Source organism: Cycloclasticus zancles 78-ME (assembly GCF_000442595.1).
GTDB lineage: Bacteria > Pseudomonadota > Gammaproteobacteria > Methylococcales > Cycloclasticaceae > Cycloclasticus > Cycloclasticus pugetii.
The window spans coordinates 179,214-200,775 of record NC_021917.1; the positions used below are offsets into that span (position 1 = coordinate 179,214).

At 44.9% G+C, this 21,562-nt stretch carries 21 protein-coding genes and 1 pseudogene; 11 read left to right on the top strand and 11 right to left on the bottom strand.

The genetic code is table 11. From position 1 onward, the window contains the following. The first annotated feature begins 3 nt into the window (after positions 1 to 3). From rfaD to CYCME_RS00920, 3 genes are read left to right on the top strand one after another with little or no spacing between them, the layout of a single operon-like run. Positions 4 to 963, top strand: a complete 960-nt coding sequence (gene rfaD / locus CYCME_RS00910) for an ADP-glyceromanno-heptose 6-epimerase (protein WP_020161677.1) — start codon at positions 4 to 6, stop codon at positions 961 to 963. Between the two features lie 4 nt (positions 964 to 967). Beyond that, a complete protein-coding gene (waaA, locus tag CYCME_RS00915; protein WP_020931853.1) occupies positions 968 to 2,239 on the top strand; it encodes a lipid IV(A) 3-deoxy-D-manno-octulosonic acid transferase in 1,272 nt (423 codons plus the stop codon). Beyond that, positions 2,211 to 3,416: a YbfB/YjiJ family MFS transporter gene (locus CYCME_RS00920; RefSeq protein ID WP_223253207.1), complete on the top strand. Its 1,206-nt coding sequence runs from the start codon at positions 2,211 to 2,213 to the stop codon at positions 3,414 to 3,416. The genes waaA and CYCME_RS00920 overlap by 29 nt, the downstream gene beginning before the upstream one ends. A 47-nt stretch (positions 3,417 to 3,463) precedes the next feature. Here CYCME_RS00920 and CYCME_RS00925 read toward each other — a convergent pair whose 3' ends face one another. The 4 genes from CYCME_RS00925 to CYCME_RS00940 are packed head-to-tail and all read right to left on the bottom strand — an operon-like array spanning position 3,464 to position 6,165. After that, a complete protein-coding gene (locus CYCME_RS00925) occupies positions 3,464 to 4,798 on the bottom strand; it encodes a TolC family outer membrane protein (protein ID WP_020931855.1) in 1,335 nt (444 codons plus the stop codon). Between the two features lie 54 nt (positions 4,799 to 4,852). Then, on the bottom strand, positions 4,853 to 5,305 hold the full coding sequence (gene dtd, locus CYCME_RS00930) for a D-aminoacyl-tRNA deacylase (RefSeq protein WP_020931856.1): 453 nt from the start codon (positions 5,303 to 5,305) through the stop codon (positions 4,853 to 4,855). A 7-nt stretch (positions 5,306 to 5,312) separates the two neighbouring features. Then, positions 5,313 to 5,840: a mismatch-specific DNA-glycosylase gene (locus CYCME_RS00935; protein ID WP_020931857.1), complete on the bottom strand. Its 528-nt coding sequence runs from the start codon at positions 5,838 to 5,840 to the stop codon at positions 5,313 to 5,315. Between the two features lie 4 nt (positions 5,841 to 5,844). Further along, positions 5,845 to 6,165 carry a rhodanese-like domain-containing protein gene (locus tag CYCME_RS00940; RefSeq protein WP_015004992.1) on the bottom strand — a complete coding sequence of 107 codons (321 nt, stop codon included), beginning with the start codon at positions 6,163 to 6,165 and terminating at the stop codon, positions 5,845 to 5,847. Positions 6,166 to 6,264: 99 nt separating this feature from the next. On the opposite strand from CYCME_RS00940, the gene thiC reads away from it, so the two are divergent. Continuing rightward, positions 6,265 to 8,130 carry a phosphomethylpyrimidine synthase ThiC gene (gene thiC / locus CYCME_RS00945; RefSeq protein ID WP_016390377.1) on the top strand — a complete coding sequence of 622 codons (1,866 nt, stop codon included), beginning with the start codon at positions 6,265 to 6,267 and terminating at the stop codon, positions 8,128 to 8,130. Positions 8,131 to 8,265: 135 nt separating this feature from the next. Beyond that, a complete protein-coding gene (locus CYCME_RS00950) occupies positions 8,266 to 9,096 on the top strand; it encodes a sterol desaturase family protein (RefSeq protein WP_016390378.1) in 831 nt (276 codons plus the stop codon). A 22-nt stretch (positions 9,097 to 9,118) separates the two neighbouring features. Here the strand turns inward: CYCME_RS00950 and CYCME_RS00955 are convergent, their stop codons facing one another. After that, positions 9,119 to 9,736 carry a class I SAM-dependent methyltransferase gene (locus CYCME_RS00955; protein ID WP_016390379.1) on the bottom strand — a complete coding sequence of 206 codons (618 nt, stop codon included), beginning with the start codon at positions 9,734 to 9,736 and terminating at the stop codon, positions 9,119 to 9,121. 136 nt (positions 9,737 to 9,872) lie between these two features. Here CYCME_RS00955 and uvrD point away from each other — a divergent pair, with 136 nt between their 5' ends. Next, positions 9,873 to 12,038 carry a DNA helicase II gene (uvrD, locus tag CYCME_RS00960; protein ID WP_020931858.1) on the top strand — a complete coding sequence of 722 codons (2,166 nt, stop codon included), beginning with the start codon at positions 9,873 to 9,875 and terminating at the stop codon, positions 12,036 to 12,038. A gap of 51 nt (positions 12,039 to 12,089) precedes the next feature. Here uvrD and CYCME_RS00965 read toward each other — a convergent pair whose 3' ends face one another. Beyond that, complete coding sequence (locus CYCME_RS00965; protein ID WP_015004997.1) at positions 12,090 to 13,547, bottom strand: aldehyde dehydrogenase; 1,458 nt, start codon at positions 13,545 to 13,547, stop codon at positions 12,090 to 12,092. A 385-nt stretch (positions 13,548 to 13,932) separates the two neighbouring features. On the opposite strand from CYCME_RS00965, the gene CYCME_RS00970 reads away from it, so the two are divergent. Then, the gene (locus CYCME_RS00970; RefSeq protein WP_016390382.1) at positions 13,933 to 14,205 is read left to right on the top strand and encodes a hypothetical protein; all 273 of its coding nucleotides are present in this window, start codon (positions 13,933 to 13,935) and stop codon (positions 14,203 to 14,205) included. A gap of 51 nt (positions 14,206 to 14,256) precedes the next feature. Here CYCME_RS00970 and CYCME_RS00975 read toward each other — a convergent pair whose 3' ends face one another. Then, entirely contained in the window at positions 14,257 to 15,144 is an 888-nt protein-coding gene (locus tag CYCME_RS00975) for an aldo/keto reductase (RefSeq protein ID WP_020931859.1), read from the bottom strand. 198 nt (positions 15,145 to 15,342) lie between these two features. Continuing rightward, positions 15,343 to 15,657: an ArsR/SmtB family transcription factor gene (locus CYCME_RS00980; protein ID WP_000349485.1), complete on the bottom strand. Its 315-nt coding sequence runs from the start codon at positions 15,655 to 15,657 to the stop codon at positions 15,343 to 15,345. Between the two features lie 111 nt (positions 15,658 to 15,768). Here CYCME_RS00980 and CYCME_RS00985 point away from each other — a divergent pair, with 111 nt between their 5' ends. Together CYCME_RS00985 and CYCME_RS00990 are read left to right on the top strand one after the other, a co-directional pair. Further along, the gene (locus CYCME_RS00985; RefSeq protein WP_000098298.1) at positions 15,769 to 16,803 is read left to right on the top strand and encodes a permease; all 1,035 of its coding nucleotides are present in this window, start codon (positions 15,769 to 15,771) and stop codon (positions 16,801 to 16,803) included. A 12-nt stretch (positions 16,804 to 16,815) separates the two neighbouring features. Then, a complete protein-coding gene (locus CYCME_RS00990) occupies positions 16,816 to 18,093 on the top strand; it encodes an ISL3 family transposase (protein WP_000610830.1) in 1,278 nt (425 codons plus the stop codon). Positions 18,094 to 18,149: 56 nt separating this feature from the next. Here the strand turns inward: CYCME_RS00990 and CYCME_RS13015 are convergent. Both CYCME_RS13015 and CYCME_RS00995 read right to left on the bottom strand, forming a co-directional pair. Beyond that, a pseudogene (locus tag CYCME_RS13015) lies at positions 18,150 to 18,290 on the bottom strand (aldo/keto reductase); the annotation flags it as partial. Between the two features lie 16 nt (positions 18,291 to 18,306). After that, on the bottom strand, positions 18,307 to 18,795 hold the full coding sequence (locus tag CYCME_RS00995) for a TIGR00645 family protein (protein ID WP_026362537.1): 489 nt from the start codon (positions 18,793 to 18,795) through the stop codon (positions 18,307 to 18,309). A gap of 348 nt (positions 18,796 to 19,143) precedes the next feature. Here CYCME_RS00995 and CYCME_RS01000 point away from each other — a divergent pair, with 348 nt between their 5' ends. Both CYCME_RS01000 and CYCME_RS01005 read left to right on the top strand, forming a co-directional pair. Then, complete coding sequence (locus CYCME_RS01000) at positions 19,144 to 20,232, top strand: TRAP transporter substrate-binding protein (protein ID WP_020931861.1); 1,089 nt, start codon at positions 19,144 to 19,146, stop codon at positions 20,230 to 20,232. A gap of 108 nt (positions 20,233 to 20,340) precedes the next feature. Then, positions 20,341 to 20,784, top strand: coding sequence for a group III truncated hemoglobin (locus tag CYCME_RS01005; protein ID WP_015005002.1), 444 nt, complete (start codon positions 20,341 to 20,343; stop codon positions 20,782 to 20,784). Between the two features lie 24 nt (positions 20,785 to 20,808). On the opposite strand, the gene CYCME_RS01010 is transcribed toward CYCME_RS01005, so the two are convergent. Beyond that, on the bottom strand, positions 20,809 to 21,366 hold the full coding sequence (locus tag CYCME_RS01010; protein WP_016390386.1) for an antibiotic biosynthesis monooxygenase: 558 nt from the start codon (positions 21,364 to 21,366) through the stop codon (positions 20,809 to 20,811). Positions 21,367 to 21,562 lie beyond the last annotated feature (196 nt).

Consider the following 21,562-nt stretch of genomic DNA (forward strand, 5'->3'; position numbering starts at 1 on the left):
AAGATGATAATCGTAACAGGTGGTGCAGGGTTTATTGGCAGCAATATAGTGCAAGGTTTAAACGCTAGAGGTATTAGCGACATCTTAGTCGTTGATGACTTAAAAGACGGCACAAAATTTAAGAACATCGTGGATGGCCGGATTGCCGACTATATGGATAAAGATGATTTCTTAGATAGTGTATTAGGCGGGGACCTCGACGGGGTTAAGATTGAAGCGCTTTTCCATCAAGGCGCCTGCTCATCTACAACTGAGTGGGATGGTCAGTTTATGATGGAAAACAATTATGAATACTCGAAAACCCTTTACCATTTTTGCCAAGAAAATAAGGTGCCGTTTATTTATGCATCCAGTGCCTCGGTTTATGGCGGTGGGCGCGTTTTTAAGGAAGACTTATCCAACGAAGCGCCACTGAATGTGTATGGTTATTCTAAATTCTTGTTTGATCAATATGTCAGAGCACAAGAAGCATTAAGCCCGCAAGAGGCCAGAAGTCAAGTAGTTGGTCTGCGTTATTTTAATGTATATGGCCCCCGTGAACAGCATAAAGGCAGCATGGCGAGTGTAGCGTTTCACTTAAATAATCAACTACTTGAAAAAGGTGAAATCAAACTTTTCGCTGGTTGTGATGGTTATGCAGATGGTGAGCAAGTACGTGACTTTGTTTATGTGACGGATGTGGTTGACGTGAATTTATGGTTTTTGGATAACCCAACGGTGTCTGGAATTTATAATTGTGGCACGGGTAAGAGCCAACCTTTTAATGATGTAGCGAAAGGCGTACTGGATTATCACCAAAAAGGCAGCCTAAGTTACATTCCTTTTCCCGACCATTTGATTGGACATTATCAAAGCTTTACAGAGGCAGACTTAACGGCGTTAAGGGCGGCCGGTTGTGATGTTAGATTCAAAACCGTGGCTGAAGGAGTAAAGTGTTACATGGAATGGTTAAACGCCGGTTAGTTTAATGCGACTGGCGTACTCAGTCTTATTGTACTTACTGACCCCGTTTTTTATTTTACGGCTGTTAATCCGTGGGCGCAAAGCACCGGCATACTTAAACCGTTGGGCAGAACGTTTTGGTTGGTATAAAAAAGGTCAGCCGCAAGGGGTTATTTGGTTCCATACCGTGTCTGTCGGTGAGGCAGAGGCAGCTTTTGCACTGATTGATAAAATTGCAGCTGCTTATCCAGATAAGCCAATTTTGGTTACTACAACCACGCCAACGGGCTCTGCGCGAGTAAAGGCATTTTTAGGTTATCGTGTTCATCATGTGTATTTGCCTTACGATTTGCCGGATGCGATGTGGCGCTTTTATCGGTGTTTTAAACCAGCCATAGCGATTATTCTAGAAACAGAAATTTGGCCAAATATGCTTCACCAAGCGCAGAAAAATGCTGTGCCGTCTATTATTGTTAACGCACGACTTTCTGAAAAGTCTGCAAAGGGGTATGCAAAACTAGGTGCTTTTATGGTGCAAACATTGGCGAATATTACGCATGTCTGTGCGCAAACTGAGGCGACCTTAGAGCGGTTCGTTGATCTCGGTTTAAATAAAAATAATATCAGTGTGCCAGGTAATATTAAGTTTGATCTAGAAATGTCAGCCCATCTGTTTGAAGAAGCAGAGGTCATCAGGCGAGATTGGTTTCAACAGCGCCCTAGTTGGATAGCTGCCAGTACGCATGAAGGCGAAGATGAAATAGTATTGGATGCTTTTTCTCAAATTAAAAAACAGTTACCGAATAGCTTGTTAGTTTTGGTGCCTCGGCACCCAGAGCGATTTAACACCGTTGCAAAATTGTGTGAAAAACGTGGTTATACCGTGACGCGACGAAGCGAGCAAAAATCATCGCCAGTAAAAACAGACGTGTTTTTACTGGATACCTTGGGTGAATTGAAACTGTACTATGCAACCGTTGATGTTGCATTTATTGGTGGTAGTTTCGTGCCAACTGGTGGGCACAATATGCTTGAGGCGGCGGCTCATTCAGTGCCGGTTCTTTTTGGTCCATTTGTACATAACTTCACCGAAATTAGTGAGTGCTTATTAAAAAAAGGCGCTGCGATTCAAGTGATGGGTGCGGACGAACTTGCATTACAAGTGGTTGACTTACTCGAGCACCCTGAGCAACGAGATCAGATGGGAATGAAGGGCCTTCGTTTTGTTGAGCAAAACAAAGGCGCGGTGGATAAAGTGGCAGAGCGTATTGTCAGTATGGTTAATGCGTCTCGTTAGTAGCCGCTTTAAAGTACTTTCATCAGGTATTTTTTGCCTGATCTTAACAATGAGTATCGCGCGTTTTTCCTATACGCCAATGATCCCTATCATGTTTGAACAGGCTGGATTAACCAAGGTGCTAGCGGGTTGGTTGGCGACTATAAATTATCTGGGCTATATGTTGGGTGCGTTAACAGCGACATTAGTTGGAAACCTCGTTGTTAAAGACCGGATTTACCGGCTAGGCTTACTGCTTGCGATTATGACAACAATAATGATGGGGCTGTCTGATAACCCTTGGGTTTGGGGTGTTTCGCGCTTTGTTGCGGGTTTTAGTACGGCCGCCGGGTTGTTAATTGGCGCAGGCCTAATGTTAAATTGGTTGATTAGGCATCACCATCGAAGCGAGATGGGTATTCACTTTTCTGGGATAGGGTTAGGAATAGTACTTGTAGCTTTATTACTTGAATACTCGAAGTCACTCAGCTGGTCAGCGCAATGGTTGTTGCTCGGTTTTGTTGGGATGGGGTTAGCTATTCCTGCATGGCGATGGTTACCGCCTCCAGCTACAAGCAAGCTAACAGAAAAAGGGCAGCTTCTTGATGATAAACCACCCAGTAAGCGGTTCTTGGGGCTTATGTTGTTGGTGTACTTTTGCGCAGGTTTTGGCTTTGTTATTAGCGCAACGTATATTGTGGCAATAGTCGAGAATCAGCCTGCTTTGAAGGGGCAAGGTGAAATTGCATTTCTTGTATTGGGTGCCTGTGCCGCGCCAGCGTGCATTATCTGGGATTTAATTTCAAGAAAAACGGGTATTTTGAATGCGCTGCTATTTGCATTTTTGATACATGCGGTAGGTATTGTGCTTCCCGCGTTGAGCGATACATTGCTGTTTGCTTTATTAAGTGCTGCTTTGTATGGTTTTACTTTCGTGGGTATCGTAAGCATTGTGTTGACAATGGCGGGCCGATTTTACCCGACAAAGCCGGCAAAGCTGATGGGTATGTTAACGATGAGTTATGGTGTTCCGCAGATTGTAGCGCCCACTATCGCAGGCTATTTAGCAGCCTCAACGGGTGATTATAATGCCTCATTATTTATGGCGAGTGGCTGCGTTTTGTTCGGTTCAGCTGTTATTTGGCTGATCAAAAAATGGGCTATTAAAGACATGGCGTTACTTAATGCAACGCCATGATGCTTATGTAGCTAGTGTTCTTTATTACGGCTAATAATGAGCGGTGTCTAGTGTGCTAGCCAGTTGTTGACTATGCCAAGGTCGGCCTCAGAAAGGGTTCCAGCATTGTTTTTAAGGTTTAAAATATTAAGAATATAGTCTTTTTTCGCAATGCTTAGTTCAAGTTTTGCTCGTGATAAGTTACTTTGCGCATCAAGCACATCAACGATGGTACGGGTCCCTACTTCTAAGCCAACTTCATTTGCGTCTAAAGAGCTTTTGTTTGAAACAATGGCCTGCTCTAAGGCATGGATGCGTTTTAGGTTGGTCGTAACGCCCCTAAATGCGTCACGCGTTTTTCTTAGAGTGGTGCGTTGTAATGATTGTAAGATATCTAACGATTGTTGATGGTTAAACGCTGCTTGCCTTGTTAGTGAGCTGGTTCTTCCGCCCGCAAATAAAGGCACATTTAGTTCTACGCCAATGCTATCGGATTCATTTCTAAAGCCAGTTCCAAAGCTGCCACCGCCGGTTTCAGCATATTGGTGAGAAGCGACTAGATCTACAGTAGGGTAGTGGCCTGCGCGCTGTAGCTCTATTTCTTTTTTAGCAATGTTGACATCGTATTTAGCTACTTCCAGCGATAGGTTTTGCAGGGCAGCAAACTCTTCCCAGCGATTGATATCATTCGGTTCAGGCGCAGATAAGGGGAAACTAGAGGCTAAATGAGCCAGTACTAATTCGTCGGTTTGGATAATCTCTCGAAGTGACTCTTGTGCAGAATACAGGTCATCTTGTGCAGCAATTTGAGTTGCAATAGACAAATCATATCGAGCTTGGGCGTTATGTACGTCAGTGATCGCGATAAGGCCAACTTCAAAGCGAGCTTGTGCTTGCTCAAGCTGACGGGTGAAAGCATTAACATCGTCGTTTGCTAAGTTCAAGGCTACTTCGGCTTGAAGGCTGTTAAGGTAACGTTCGGTTAAACGTAAAATTAGTGCTTGTTGCGCAATTTCATACTCTACTTCGGCTCTAGAAACCTGCTTATTAGCTTGCTTGTAGCGAGTGTAGTTGGCCCAATTAAAAAGAGGCTGTCTTAGGGAAACTGCAAAGCCCTCATCACGGAATTGGTCTGTGCTTTTCCCCGTTCCCGAAAAACTACTTTCACTTTCTTGGCGGACATCATTAGACAGCGCCGATGCGTTAATGCTAGGTAGTAACCCAGCTAAAGCCTGTGGGCTTGCTTCTTTTGAGGATAGCAACTGGTTATAAGCAGCATGAATGTCAGCATCATGTTGAAGAGCACGTTTGTAGGCCGTCATCAAATCGATAGGTTGGGCGATGCTTAAAACAGGGAAAATACAAAGAGCGAGACTTGGAAGAAGTTTTTTCAAAAAAATCATGTTGGTAAAGAGACTAGTAGTAACAGCCAACACTTTAGCATGTTGGGCAGGTTCTTAACCATCTTCATTCCGTGTTTTTAATGTAAATGTGACGGGTCCGTCATTGCATAAAGTAACTTGCATATCGGCAGCAAATTCACCGCATGAAACAGCGGCATATTGTTGTTTTGCATAACGCGTAGTAAATTCGAACAACGGCTTTGATAGTTGAGGTGCTGCAACGCAGCTAAAACTGGGGCGAGCGCCTTTTTTGGTATTGGCCGCTAAGGTGAACTGTGGGATCAGTAATAAACCACCGTTAATATCTTTTAAGCTTAAGTTCATTTTACCGTTTTTATCGGCAAAAATCCGATACGATAAAATACGATCAATCAATTGCTTTGCTTCGGTTTCGCTATCGTTTTCCTTAATGGCGACAAGGGCGACGATGCCTTGGCCAATTTCACCAATGAGGCAATCATTAACGGTAACCTTGGCATAAGTGACGCGTTGAATAACGGTTAGCATGAGCAGGTTATGATAAGTGTTTAAAAAAATCTGCATAGCTGTCGCTAATAACAGCTAGTGAGAAAGCGGCATTTGCAGGGCTAGGATTGGGTGATACGTAAACGGGTTTGGCGTTAATCGTCCAAGATTGCAGGCCCCAGCTGGTGACAGATTGTTTGCCTTCGCTGTATTGCAGGTATTTTTGACAGGTTAATTTACCGTGGAACCAAATTATGTCGGGCTGTGCATCGTCGATGAGTTGCTGTAGTCGGGAGCTACCGTTACGGTAGTCAAAGGCTTTTAAGTCGCCGCAGCCAGCGGTTGGGCGCTTTACTAGGTCAGTAAATCCAATTCGGTATTTAGTGTGTAGGTATTGGCAGCCTTTAAAACTGGCCTCGATATGTTCATCAAAAAAACCGCACTGATTGAGTGCTTTCCAAAATCGGTTTCTGGGGTTGGCAAAGTAAAACCCTGCCTTAACAGACGGAATAGAAGGGTTTAACCCAACTGACAAAGCGGCTAATGGGGCGCTAAGTAGGTCTGGCAAGGTTTCCATTAGCTTAATAAGTTGGCATAGAATTATCGACCTGAGCGGCCCAAGCATTAACACCGCCGGTCAAGTTAATAACATCGGTAAAGCCATTTTGGAGCAAAAACTGAGCTACTTGTTGGCTTCTCATTCCATGATGGCAGATAGTAATAATAGGGCTGTCTTTTGGCAGTTCATCTAGACGATTAGGGATGCTCTGCATTGGTATTAAATGGCTGTTTGGTAGATGACAATATTCAAACTCGTTAGGCTCTCTAACATCAAGCAAAAATAAGGAGTGATTAGGTTGCTCAAGCAGTGAGCTTAGTTCAGTAGCAGAAATTTTTTTCATATGGGTAATAAAGCCTTTTTTATTGGAAATTAATTATAGCAGTGTGTGATAAGATGAAGGCTACCCTAATATCAATACACGTGCATCAAAGAGGTCGTTATGAGCGCCATTCCAGAAGAATTCCAGAAGAAAACCGAAGCATTGCAGCAGGCAGCTATAACGCCTTTGCCAAATTCAGAAAAAGTTTATATTAAAGGCTCGCGTGATGATATCAACGTGCCGATGCGTAAAATATCATTAGCGGATACAGCGTCTAGTTTTGGCGCAGAAAAAAACCCAGATGTGTATGTTTATGATTGTTCGGGTGTCTATACAGATCCAGATGCAACGATTGATTTGCGTAAAGGGTTGCCGAATGTGCGTTTACCGTGGATTTTAGATAGGAATGATACCGAGCTGCTAGAAGGGCCCAGCTCAACTTTTGGCCAAGAACGGCAAAACGATCCAGCGTTAGCAAGCTTACGTTTTGAGCATATCCAAGCACCTCGACGAGCGAAAGCGGGCGCAAACGTTAGCCAAATGCATTATGCGAAAAAAGGCATTATCACGCCTGAAATGGAATACATAGCGATTCGTGAAAACATGAAGCGTTCTGAAATTAACGCAGAGCAACACCCCGGCGAATCCTTCGGCGCAAGTATCCCTGAGCAGATCACAGCAGAATTTGTGCGTGACGAAGTTGCACGTGGCAGAGCGATTATTCCAGCGAATATTAACCACCCTGAAGTAGAGCCAATGATTATAGGCCGTAACTTCTTGGTTAAAATTAACGGTAATTTAGGTAATTCAGCGGTGACTTCTTCGATTGAAGAAGAAGTTGATAAGATGGTATGGGGCATTCGATGGGGCGCGGATACCATCATGGACTTATCAACCGGTAAAAATATACATGAAACACGTGAGTGGATTTTGCGTAATTCCCCTGTGCCGATTGGTACGGTGCCGATTTATCAAGCCCTTGAAAAAGTAAACGGTAAAGCAGAAGATCTAACGTGGGAAATTTTCCGCGATACTTTGATTGAACAAGCAGAACAAGGCGTTGATTACTTTACAATCCACGCAGGCGTTTTACTACGTTATGTACCGATGACAGCTAAGCGGACGACCGGCATTGTGTCACGCGGTGGTTCTATTATGGCGAAATGGTGTTTAGCACACCATAAAGAAAACTTTTTATATACGCATTTTGAAGATATCTGCGAAATTATGAAAGCGTATGATGTGTCATTTTCATTGGGCGATGGGTTGCGCCCTGGCTCCTTGGCCGATGCAAACGACGAAGCTCAGTTTGGTGAACTAGAAACGTTAGGTGAACTGACGAAAATAGCTTGGAAGCACGATGTGCAAACAATGATCGAAGGTCCTGGTCACGTTCCTATGCATATGATCAAGGAAAACATGGATAAGCAGCTAGAGTGCTGTGATGAGGCGCCTTTTTATACCCTCGGCCCTTTAACAACCGATATTGCACCGGGCTATGACCATATTACATCGGGCATTGGTGCTGCGATGATTGGCTGGTTTGGTTGTGCGATGCTCTGTTATGTTACGCCTAAAGAGCATCTGGGTTTACCGAATAAAGAAGATGTTCGAGTGGGGATTATTACCTATAAAATTGCTGCACATGCGGCGGATTTAGCCAAAGGTCACCCCGGCGCACAAATACGAGATAATGCCTTATCAAAAGCGCGATTTGAATTTCGTTGGGAAGATCAGTTTAATCTTGGTTTAGACCCGGACAGAGCACGTGAATATCACGACGAAACCTTACCTAAAGACTCTGCCAAAGTTGCCCACTTCTGCTCCATGTGTGGGCCACATTTTTGTTCGATGAAAATTAGCCAAGATGTGCGCGATTATGCAGCGAATAAAGGCATAGATGCTCAAGATGCGTTGGCTGAAGGGATGGCTGAAAAAGCAGGCGAGTTTAAAAGCAAAGGTGCCGAGCTATATAAGAAGGTTTAACATCTTCTCATAATAGCGCAGAGATCCTGAGCAATCAAAATTCGGCTAGCTTTTTGAAGGAGCTAAATGTTTAGGCTGGCGTTGTTATTAGCTGGCCTAACCAGAGTAAGTTGATTAATCGCTTGAGGCTGAGTCATGGCTGAAATGGATCTTGCTGCTAAGCCGGTTCTTGTTGCTCTGGTATTAGCAACGCTGGTAATGCTAGAAATGCTAGCGCCGATGTTTCGATTTTATGATGCTGTCAAACCACGGTTGAGGCATGATGCGGCTAATATTTTATTAGGTGTTTTAAATGCGGCTATAGCGAGTGTTTTGTTCACGGGTTTGGTGTTGTCAGTCACAACATGGGCAGTGGGCCATTCGTTTGGCCTATTAAATTGGCTGACATTAAACCCCTACCTTGAGTTATTAATTGCTCTGTTGTTATTCGATTGCTGGCAATATTGCTGGCATAGACTCAATCATGCAATTCCCTTTTTATGGCGATTTCATGCTGTCCACCATTCGGATGCGGCAATGGATGCCAGTTCAGCGCTGCGGTTTCATAGCGTAGAGATAATATTTTCAAGCGCTCTGCGTTTATTGGTGTTGCCAATCATTGGCTTAAGCGTAGAGCAGTTGCTAATTTATGAGTTGATAGCGTTACCGATTATTTTAATTCATCATAGTAATGTTGCTGTTCCAGCTACGCTGGATAGATTATTACGTGTCATTATTGTTACGCCTCATGTTCATTGGGTTCACCACTCGCACTTGCAAAACGAAACAGATTCCAATTACGCCAGTGTGTTATCCATTTGGGATAGGGTTTTTGCTAGCTTTTGTTTGCGAGATGATCCTCAAAAGATACGGTTTGGTTTAGGCGATAGATTTGATCAAACGCGGTGGGATCAATTTATTGGGCAGTTAAAACAACCCTTTAATTCAGCCTTATATGAACAAAGAGAAAGCAGTCTTAAAAAGTAATTTGAATAAGTGCTTGTTTGGCTTAGCGAGGGATTTGTCGGCTAACAATAGCCAGCCAAGGTTGTTGTTCTTGTGGTTTCCCTTCGGGGCGATAGTAGTGCGTTAATATCTCGAACCCGGCTTGCTCCAAAAAAGCTTTACTGTCCTCTAGCTCTTGGTAATGCCCGTAACGCTGACCTTGCCAGCCTTCAGCGTTACCGCGTGGATTAGACGTAAATAGAATGCCATTTGGGCGTAAGCACTGATGCAACTTGTTCAATACATTTAAAAGTTGTGAGCTTGGCACATGAAACATTGATGCATTGGCGAAAACTCCATCAAAATGTTCAAAGGGCAACGTCATCGTGGCAAAGGTTTGATTAAGTGTTGGGCAGCCGCTGTACTGTGTGGCCATTTTGCAAAAGGTTGGCGAGCCATCTAGGCCTATTGGAACGTGCCCTAAGGATTTAAAGTGTTTTAAATCTCTGCCGGGACCACAGCCAAAATCAAGTATATTAAGGGTTTTGTCTTTTGGAAGAGCGGCTAAGAAGGCCTTAATGTTTTGCGAAACATCATGATCTTTTGTGCCACTCCAAAAAGCGTCTGCATTATGTTCATAATGCTTTATGGTTGTGGTTTCTTTAGCGCTGATGTCGTCCATTTGTTTATTCCAAAGTTTTTGCTGTCATTTGTCAATCGAGGCAACTTAAATAACGAACGGGGCGTTGGTTTATGAAAGGTTGTTATTTTTTGTCTGTTTCAATGAAACTGGTGTCGGGTCAGTATAAAATATTCACATGGATATTACACATATATTAGATGGGCTTAACGATGCTCAGCGAGATGCAGTGAGTGGCCCAGAAAAGGCCGCACTTATTTTAGCAGGGGCAGGCAGTGGTAAAACGCGTGTGCTGGTGCATCGAGTTGCCTGGCTGATGCAGGTTGAAGGTGTTTCGCCGTATAGTATTTTGGCGGTAACGTTTACTAATAAAGCGGCAGGTGAAATGCGTGAGCGTGTGCAATCGATGCTAAAAACACCGGTTGGTGGCATGTGGATTGGCACCTTTCATGGGATCGCCCATCGTTTATTAAGAATGCATGCTCAAGAACTGGGCTTACCCGATGCGTTTCAGGTGCTAGATTCAGATGATCAATTTCGGATGATTAAGCGTTTGCTTAAATCAATGAATGTGGATGATTCACGCTGGCCACCTCGCCAAGTCCAATGGTTTATCAATGCACAAAAAGACGAAGGTAAACGAGCGAAACATATTGCGCCGTCGAGTGATCATTTTGAGCAAAAAATGTTAGAGATTTATGCAGAATATGAACAAGTTTGTCAGCGCTCTGGGCTGGTCGATTTTGCTGAATTATTACTTAGAGCACATGAGTTATTACGTGATAACGATGCGGTAAGAGCACATTATCAGCAGCGTTTTAAACATGTGTTAGTCGATGAGTTTCAAGATACCAATACCATTCAATATGCTTGGTTACGGCTACTCACAGAAGAATCTGAAAACTTATATGTAGTGGGTGATGACGATCAATCTATTTATGGTTGGCGTGGTGCAAAGATTGAGAATATTCATCGTTTTCAAAAAGATTATGCTGAACATAAGGTGGTGCGTTTAGAGCAAAATTACCGTTCCACCAGTACCATCCTAAAAGCAGCCAATGCCATTATTGTTAATAACGATGGGCGGATGGGTAAAGAGTTATGGACCGATGGTGAGGAAGGTGAGTTAATCTCTTTGTATTCGGGCTATAACGATCAGGATGAAGCGCGCTTTGTTGTTGATAGAATTAAAGACTGGGTGACGAATGGGCACAGTCGTGAAGAAGCCGCTATTTTATATCGCTCCAATGCTCAGTCGCGCTTATTTGAAGAGTATCTAATGGCTGCCGGTATTCCTTACCGTGTGTATGGTGGTTATCGTTTCTTCGAACGGTTAGAAATTAAAAATGCATTAGCCTATATGCAACTGGCGACTCATCACGATAATGATGCGGCATTTGAGCGCATTGTTAATACGCCAACACGCGGGCTAGGTACGCGTACGCTAGATATTATTCGTGAGCAAGCTCGTGGGAAAAGCATAAGCCTTTGGCAGGCAGCAAATGAGTTATGTGAGGAAGCGGCGTTAACTGGTCGAGCATTAAATGCATTGACGGGCTTTTTAGCCTTGATTCGTCAACTGGTTGTTGATATGGCGTCGATGAGCTTACATGAAAAAGTTGAACAGGTAATTAGCCGTTCTGGTTTGATTGAACATCATAAAAAAGAAAAAGGCGAGAAGGGCGAAGCACGAGTAGAAAACTTAGAAGAGCTTAGCAATGCAGCGCGTCAATTTGCCTATGAGGCCGATGAAGCTGAAGAGTTGAGTGAGTTAGACTCATTTTTAGCCCATGCTGCTTTAGAGGCTGGTGAAGCTCAAGGTGATAAATTTGAAGACTGCGTTCAATTGATGACCCTGCATTCGGCAAAAGGCTTGGAGTTTCCACTGGTCTTTATGGTTGGTATGGAAGAAGGCTTGTTTCCTAGTCAGCGCTCGGTTGATGATGCAGCGAAACTAGAAGAAGAGCGACGGCTAGCCTATGTTGGTATTACACGAGCAAAGGAGAAGTTGTATTTGACCTCTGCAGAATCGCGTCGTTTACATGGGCAAGAAAGCTATCCGATGCCGTCTCGTTTCATTAGGGAAATTCCTGCAGAGTTAATGCAGGAGGTTCGTTTAGGCGCTCGTGTAACACGCCCCGTAGTAAGCAATCAACAAGCTAGTTTTAGTGATGAATCAGCCGTTGGTTTTAAAATGGGCGAGCATGTCGTGCATGCAAAATTCGGCGAAGGTGTGGTGTTGAATATTGAAGGCAGTGGTGCGCAAGCGCGAGTGCAGGTTAATTTTTCTTCAGCGGGTAGTAAATGGCTAATGCTTGCCTATGCGAAATTAGATAAAGTTTAGCCTTAAAACGCCCCAGCTTATGTTCAATAAGCTGGGGGAATAGCTATTAATTTAAAATGGGTAGTGCACGTGGTTTGGTGCAACTGTAACCCAGCGTAATTCGGTAAACTCATCAATCACTGCACGGCCATCGAAGCGTCCATAACCGGTTGCTTTAGTACCGCCGTACGGCGCTTGAGCTTCGCCATTAACAGTTGCGCTGTTAATGTGACAAATGCCCGATTCAATATGTTTTGCCATTTTCATCGCTCTTGGGAAGTCGCGGCTGAAGACAGAGGCCGATAAACCGTATTCCGTATCATTTGCAACAAACAGTGCTTGTTCATCGTCTTTAACGCGAATAATAGAAATAACCGGACCAAAAGACTCCTCGTGATAGGCGCGCATGTCAGCAGTAACATTATCTAAAATAGTGGCAGGCATCGATGCGCCCTCTGCTGTTCCGCCAGAAACTACGTTGGCGCCTTTGTCTACTGCATCTTTAACAATACTGTTTAAGCGCTCACCGGAGGACGAGTCAATCAGTGGGCCAACAATGCACATTTCGTTGCCGGGTTCCGCTGGATTGCCCATGGTCAGTTGTGCGGTAGCGGCAGCAAATTTTTCTATAAATTCATCAGCCACTTTTTCATCTACGATGATACGGCCTGTTGTCATGCAAATTTGACCTTGATATAAGAAGCAACCAAACACAGCCGCTCTAACCGCTTCGTCAATATTGGCATCGTCTAGAATCACTAGCGGAGACTTTCCACCTAACTCAAGCAAACAGCGTTTTAAATGCTTTGCTGCTTGCTGGGCAATAATGCTGCCGACACGAGTAGAGCCTGTGAAGTTAATGCGGCGGATGGCTGGGTGTGCAATCAATGCTTCAGTGATTTGAGGTGCGTCTTCAGAAGCATGTGTGATAACGTTTAAAACACCTGCTGGTAAACCTGCCTCAAACAGCGCTTCGCAAACCAATAGATGCGTTTTTGGGCTGACTTCAGAAGCGCGAAAGACAACCGTATTACCAAATGCAATAGGGTAGGCAATGGCTCTAGCTGCTAACGCTACAGGGCCATTCCAAGGTGCCATACTTAACACAACACCAACGGGTTGGCGGAATGTCATAGACAGAGTGTCAGGCTTATCCGTTGGGATTGTTTCACCCTGTACTTGGGTTGTTAAGCCTGCGGCTTCACGGAATAAACCCGCTGCCATCATTACGTTAAAGCCAGACCATAAGGCGGATGCGCCCACTTCGGCAGCCATGGCTTGAATAATATCATTCGTTTTGCTTTCTAGGATGTCGGCTGCTTTGAGTAATAAAGCGCGACGCTCGGTTGGGCCAGTTTCTGACCAAGTTTTAAAAGCAATAGCAGCGGTTTCAGCTGCTTTGTTTGCATCGTCAATGGTTGCAGCAGCACCTTGAGAAACAACGTTGCCAGTGAGTGAATTTAGGCGTTCAAATGTTGCGCCATTTGAGGCGTCTACGGCCTCATTATTGATGATAAGTTGGGTTTTCATAGTGTTCCGTTGTTATTATATAAGCATTTAATTATGAATGTTTTTTTCAATGACTACAAATGAATTTCGAGAAAAAGATAGCTAATCGATATTCATGTGGTTGTATGCTCGCAAAGGCTTAGTGCTTATGCAAGAACAATCTTAAGATTAAGCTGACGAATACATGACATAACAAGGGCTTGCCCGTAAACCTAGAGCTAGACCGTTATTTTTGTGTGTTGAACGACGCGCCCAATGCTCAATAGATGGGATTTATGTGGAATATATGATTGAGATCAAGAAATACATGATTGTTAGCACTTTAAGGGTGTTTTTCTTGAGAGAAAATTAGGATTATTTGTCTACATTAGTGGGTATGGAATGAATATAGAAAAAGGAGTTAATCATGCTTACATATGAAGATTGTGTCGAATTGAGTGGTCTCACCAATGAAGAAATAGAGGCTATCGCAGAGCATGAACATGTGCCAAACATTGTAGCGTTAGAGCTAGGGCATTACTTGCTTGAAACTGAAGCTGGCGTTCCAGCAATTAAAGAGATTATCTTAGACGATATCCATGAGGCTGAAGCGTGCGGTAACCTTGTGCAAAGTGCTAAGCTGAAGTTAGTGCTTCAACACTTTGTTAGCCAGCACCCTTATCATGAAGTTGGGCAATAATCCGTTGGTTGGGCACTGGCATAAAAGGTCGTTTTGAGACGTAGATATGGCCTAAAAAGGCATAGGGTATTGTCTTCTAATGGTTTTAATTCCCTCGTTAACTTCATCAGATAGCGTTAGGTCAATAGATGCAATATTGCTTTTTAATTGCTGCATACTGGTAGCGCCAATTAAATTAGAGCTAACAAAAGGTTGCTGATTAACAAAGGCTAACGCCATTTGGCAAACATCAAGCTGATGTTTTTTAGCTAGCGCGATATAGGCTTCAATAGTGGCATCTGTTTGTGCGTTAGCACGATGTTCAACACGCGAATCAATAGCCAAACGGGTGCCTTCAGGCATAGCGCCGTTAAGGTATTTCCCGCTGATTAAACCACGAGTTAAAGGCGACCAAGCGAGTAAGCTGCAATCTTCATGTAGACTAATTTCACTAAGGTCTGGCTCAAAGTGCCTAGCCATTAATGAGTATTCATTTTGAATCGATACCATACGTGGCAACTGATGTTTTTCAGACAACTCTAGCCATTTAGAGATGCCCCAAGCAGTTTCATTTGATAGACCCACATGGCGAATTTTGCCTGCCTTAATAAGCTCATCCATTGTTTCAAGAACTTCAATGAAGTTGTCTTCAACCGCTTGTTTGTCAAAGTTAGGAGCGTAGTCCCAAATTTGACCAAAGTGGTAAGAACCGCGGTTTGGCCAATGCAGTTGATAAAGGTCGATGTAGTCGGTTTGTAAACGTTTTAAACTGTCTTCAACGGCTAATAGAATATTTTTACGGTCAATAAAGTTGTTGCCCTCACGTACCCACTCCATACCTGGCCCGGCAATTTTTGACGCAAGGATCACCTTGTCGCGATTTTTACGTGAGGCAAACCAGTTACCAATAATAGTTTCAGTTTTGCCGTAGGTGTCAGGTGTTGGTGGAACAGCATACATTTCAGCGGTATCAAAAAAATTGGGGTATCCGGAATTTCTGGTTGATAAAATGCCAAAGATGTAAAGAAGAAAATCTTTCTCAGCGGATTATCTGATTGATCCTCTTCAGCCTACTCTACTGCCAATTTTCTGTTTCCACCTTCGCCTGAGTCTTCATAGCGATGCTGACTAGGGAGGACAGCGAGAGCTGGGCAAGCGTCAAAGCGGTTCTGGTTCATGCGCAATCCGGACACCTGCACAACATTCCTCTTGTAAGAAACCGATCAAATTCTCTAGGTGCCCATACTCGGGTATACAGACAATCGTGCGGCTATGTTTCTCCTGCCGGATCAGCCCTACCTTGGCCATGCGCGCAAGGTGATGTGATAGCGTCGAAGCAGGAATACCCAGCCCCTTCTGGATATCTCCGACCGAAGCCCCATCATGGCCAGCTTTGACCAGAAAGCGGAACACGGACAGTCGGTGACTATTCCCTAGCTCAGCTAAGCTGGCTGCAACCTTTTCGTGATCCATAGCACGCCCCAATAATTCGATGTTTCTAGAATTATAGTTGACAGGTCGGATAAACGCAAGTAGGCTGCGTACATCATTTCGACAATACTAGAAATATAGGAGTAATATTGAATGTCATCTCAACTCCAAGACGCTCTAGGCATGTTCGCCTTTCTCGCTATCGAGCTATCGGTTTTATTCATTGGCATTAGCTTGCTGGTCGGAGTTCTTCAACGTCACATCCCACCATCCAAGGTGGAAGCGTTACTGACTTCCAGTGGGAAGCGAGGCTATTTTCTTGCTGCTGGTTTAGGAGCTATAACGCCCTTCTGTAGTTGCTCGACTATCCCCATGTTGAAAGGGTTGATTCGGGCACGGGCCGGTTTTGGGCCGATGATGGTGTTTCTTTTCTCATCTCCGTTGCTGAATCCTATCGTCGTCGGCCTGCTGGTTGCCACGTTTGGATGGACACTTACTGCTATCTATGTGCTCGCCGCTTTGGTGGTCGCGGTAGGTGCCGGATGGCTGCTTCACACGCTTGGCTTCGAGCGTTATGTGCGCCGGACGGCGACACAAGAGAGCAGTGGATGTAGTTCATCAGCAAGCCCGTGCAGTGCTACATCGACCGCATCGAGTTGCGGCACCAACAGCTGCGACACCACTCCGAAGACGGCTTCTTGCGGGGCTGATAGGAAGACAACAGTCTCTACGTCTAGCGAATGCTGTGACAGTCAACCCACTGTCACGGTTAAGAAAGAAGGGAAGTACAGTGGTGTGTGGCGGGAAGCTTGGTCGGACTTTATCGATGTGTTGCCTTACCTGCTCATCGGTATTGCGATTGGCAGCGTGATCTATGGTTTCATGCCCACTGACTTATTGGAGCAGTATGCAGGCCCAGATAATCCCTTTGCCATTCCAGTTGCCGCTGTCATCGGCGTGCCGTTGTATATTCGCGCTGAAGCCGTCATACCTCTGGCAGCGGCTCTGATGGCCAAAGGCGTGGGTGCCGGGACGGTGCTAGCGTTGATCATCGGCAGTGCCGGAGCCAGCCTGACTGAGCTCATTCTGTTGCGCTCTTTGTTCACGCTGAAGCTTTTAGCGGCGTTTTTAGCAGTCATTTTTGCTATGGCGATGATTGCCGGTTACGCCACCTACCTGTTTTTCTGATCAAGGCGGGAGATGATTAATTCGTTAAGCCTTCCTGGGTACCAGTTGGTGGATTCTGATGAGCAGAATGAAGACATACATTTTCGGCTTGAAGCACCTACACCAGTAGCCTGCGAGGGGTGCGGCGTGCAGGGTGAGTTCGTGCGGTTCGGCAAGCGTGACGTTCCCTATCGTGATCTGCCCATCCACGGCAAGCGGGTCACTCTCTGGGTGGTCCGCCGCCGATACACCTGCCGGGCCTGCAAGACAACATTCAGGCCCCAGCTACCGGAGATGGTGGACGGATTCCGTATGACACTGCGGCTGCATGAGTACGTGGAGAAGGAATCCTTCAACCACCCCTACACCTTTGTGGCGGCACAGACCGGCCTGGACGAGAAGACGGTGCGCGACATCTTCAACGCCCGCGCCGAGTTCCTGGGGCGCTGGCACCGCTTCGAGACGCCCCGCATCCTGGGCATTGACGAGCTATACCTGAACAAGCGCTACCGCTGCATTCTGACCAACATTGAGGAGCGAACCCTGCTCGACCTGCTGGCCACCCGCCGCCAGGACGTGGTGACCAACTACCTGATGAAGCTGAAAGACCGGCAGAAGGTCGAGATCGTCAGCATGGACATGTGGAACCCCTACCGGGCAGCGGTCAAGGCTGTGCTGCCCCAGGCCCGTATCGTGGTCGATAAGTTCCATGTGGTGCGCATGGCCAACGATGCCCTAGAGAGAGTGCGCAAGGGCCTCAGAAAGGAGCTGAAACCGTCCCAGAGCCGGACTCTCAAGGGAGACCGGAAAATCCTGCTGAAACGCGCTCACGAAGTCTCAGACCGGGAGCGCCTCATCATGGAGACCTGGACAGGCGCGTTCCCGCAACTGCTGGCCGCCTACGAGCACAAGGAGCGCTTCTACGGCATCTGGGACGCCACCACACGGCTCCAGGCAGAAGCCGCCCTGGACGAGTGGATAGCCACCATCCCGAAGGGCCAAAAGGAAGTCTGGAGCGATCTGGTCAGGGCAGTGGGAAACTGGCGCGAAGAGACCATGACCTACTTCGAGACGGACATGCCCGTCACCAACGCTTACACGGAGTCCATCAACCGACTGGCCAAGGACAAGAACCGTGAAGGGCGCGGTTACTCCTTCGAGGTGATGCGGGCACGAATGCTCTACACCACGAAGCACAAGAAGAAGGCACCGACTGCGAAGGTCTCTCCTTTCTACAAGAAAACCATCGGTTACGGACTGCCGGACTTCGCAGAGGAACTCAACTACGGAGTCGATCTATCAACCATCTGATAATGGTATCAGGTTGGTGGGGTAAAGGTGCCCCATCAACCATTAAATCCGTATACCCAAAAATTGATGCCCTGAGTGAGAGCATAATCCATTTGCTCAAACCCTTCTTCTTGCGTGTTTTGACGGCCCCACGTCATGGTGCCAAGGCCAATTAAACTAACGTTAAGATCGGTTCTACCCAGTTGTCTGTATTGCATAGTGAGGTCCTGTTTTTTAATGTCTATTCATCTTATCGACCCAAGCCATGCCAATGGCTGATAGGACGAAAGTAATATGCAGAATAACGTACCACATCAGTTTATCGTTGGCGATATGCTCGGCATTCATAAACTTTTGAAGTAAATGGATTGAAGAAATTGCGACGATTGAGGCGGCTACCTTTTGTTTCAACGAGCCAGAATCTAATTTGCCAAGCCAAGACAGCTTTTCGGCACCTTCTTCAATATCAATTCGCGAAACAAAGTTTTCGTAACCACTGAGCATCACCATAATAATTAGCCCACCCACCAAAGACATATCAACTAGCGAAAGAATCACCAGCACCATGTCCGATTCTGTAGTGGATAAAATAATGGGGAAAAAGTGAAAAGCTTCTTGAAAAAATTTGATAGATAATAAAATCAGAGCAAGGCTTAAACCAAGGTAGATAGGGGCGAGTAGCCACCTTGAGGCATAAAGTATTTTTTCTAGGCGTTGTTCAATACGCTGCATAAGATTGAATTGGGATCAGTGATAAAAAAGTTAGTATACATGGATTAAGTCTAGTTTTTAACACTTCTCTCTATGGTGTATTGTCGGTAATATAGATAGCTAGTGGGTTCAATTTTAGGGGGTTAAAAGCGCCATTATTTTGTGCGTTTTTTAGCGAGCAAGGCCTCATTACACTAAAATATCGTACACTGGGCAGATTTGGTGTTTATATTCAAGAAAACGCTTGTTAAATGATAGATGGCAAAACAGGGTGCTATTGTTATTAAGATGAATATCTTGGCAGTTAATCAATAAAAAGCAGTCGCGAGCTGCATTAAAGAGTCAATGGAGAACATATAAATGAAACGTCGTGATGTACTGAAATCATTTGGCAACGGTATGGTCGCAGCCACGTCACTCGCTGTGGGTGGAAAGGCCTTAGCTGCCAAGCCAGAATTTAAATGGAAAATGGTAACAACATGGCCCAAAAACTTTCCCGTATTAGGCACAAATGCTAATTATTTAGCAAAAACCATAGAGGAAATGACTGGGGGGCGTATTCGTATCAAAGTGTATGGTGCCAACGAACTGGTCCCTGCTTTTGAAGCCTTTGACGCAGTGTCTCGTGGCACTGTAGAAATGGGTCACGGTGCGCCGTATTATTGGAAAGGCAAGAGTGAAACGGCGCAATTCTTTTCCGCCATCCCTTTTGGAATGACAGCACAGGAAGTTAACGGTTGGTTGTATTACGGCGGCGGCCTTGCGTTATGGGAGGAACTGTACGACCGATTTAACCTAGTGCCTATGGCAACGGGTAATACGGGTGTTCAAATGGCCGGCTGGTTTCGTAAAGATATTAACTCTGTGGATGACTTGCAAGGTTTAAAAATGCGTATTCCTGGTCTAGGTGGCGAAGTGTTAAGCCGTGCAGGTGGAACGCCCGTCAGTATGCCAGGCGGTGAAATCTTTACCTCACTGCAATCAGGTGCTATTGATGCAACCGAATGGATTGGGCCTTATAACGACTTGGCCTTTGGTTTGTATAAAGCAGCAAAAAACTATTATTACCCTGGTTGGCATGAGCCTGGCTCAACGCTAGAAACATTTGTTAATAAACAGACCTTTGAGTCGTTACCGAAAGATTTGCAAGCCATTGTAAAACACGCATGTAAAGACGCTAGTATGGACATGATTTCAGAATTTAGCGCAAAAAATAATGCAGCATTAGACACCTTAGTAAATAAGCATCAAGTCAGTGTTAAAGCCCTACCGGATGATGTGCTAAAAAAACTTCACTGGCTATCCAATGAAGTGGTACAGGACATTGTAGATAGAGATGCGTTCTCACAAAAAGTTTATGCCTCGTATAGTAGCTTTCAGCAGCAAGCGATTAAATGGTCGGATGTGTCAGAGTATGCATACATGCGGGCTAGGGGGTTAGGAGCTTAACGTTTCATACATCAACTGAGCTGAAAGAATGAAACTAATTTTAAAAACTTGCGCCGCATTTTTTAATGCACTGTTTGAGTAATGTTTTAACGAAAAAGGCTAATGATTATGAATGATTCGTCTGAAAATAAAGAGTCTGATAAACGAGCAGGGGAGATAAATGCTGATAGGGCTTATCGAGAGTTGCATTTGACGCTTGGTAAAGAAACCATTCAGCAGGTGGTTAGCAGTTTTTATGACCTTATCAAAGTGCATCCAACGCTTGGTGGTTATTTTTCTGAGGTGAAAGATTGGGACGAGCTTAAACAACGAATAGGTCATTTTTGGTGGATTGATTTAGGCGGTAAGCGTTATCGTGAAGATATTTATAACCCCCATGCCGTACACCGCTATTTAAAAATTCCACCAAGCCTGGTTGATGATTGGGTGGCGTTATTCTCGCGTAATTTATATGAGCACTTGCCAAAGAAGTACGCAGACATTTGGCTTGTCCGTGCTACTAAAATGGCAGAGTGGATTCGTACTGATTTGCAGCAACATCAAGAGTCTTAGTGCTCGTTTAGGGCGTTAACCTCCTTAGCGATATAACCAGTTTTTAAGCAAGCGTGTGACTGCTGGCATAACAAGGTAAGTCATCAGTAAGACTTGTCCCACCACCATAATGGCAAGTTTTAGTATAGGCGTTAAGGTTGACAACCAAGGCGCAAATACTTGGTTAATGGTTACTAATAAAGAAAATACCACGACCATTAGCACTAGGGCCATTTTGTGCCGGTTAGGTGCGGCGCTACTGGGCACTTCTGGCAAGGTAAACCAAAATTCTAACCCAGAAACTTTCTTTATTTTTGTACTGCCTTCAATAAGCCCTTTTTCATCAAGTTCATCTAAAAAGCGCTGCCTTTGTTCAGACTCTTCCCATTTTTTTTGGTGTGCATAGGAATTAAAACCAACAATAAGCACATAATCACCGCCTGTTTGTGCAGATGGCTTTAGGATGTGCACACCTTGGTGCCCGGGAAATTTAGTGGCCACCTCAGAAAGCCGGTGTAGCCAGTCTTCATACTGTTGTTCTGCGCCTTTTTTTACCTTGCGTGCAATTGAAACGGTAACGGCGGTATTGTCTGTGTCAGCCATTATTAACTAGTACGTGTTGGCGAACAATAAAGTTGTTAACTAGACAATAAAGTTGTTAACTGAACAATAATGTTGTTAATTTTGCCATTTGAGTATTTCCTTCGAATAAAGTCGTAGATTTGCTATCTAAATTTTGATTAGTATTTTGTTACAGGTTCAAAGATAAGTAATCTGAAACCTATAAAGTTGCGATAGC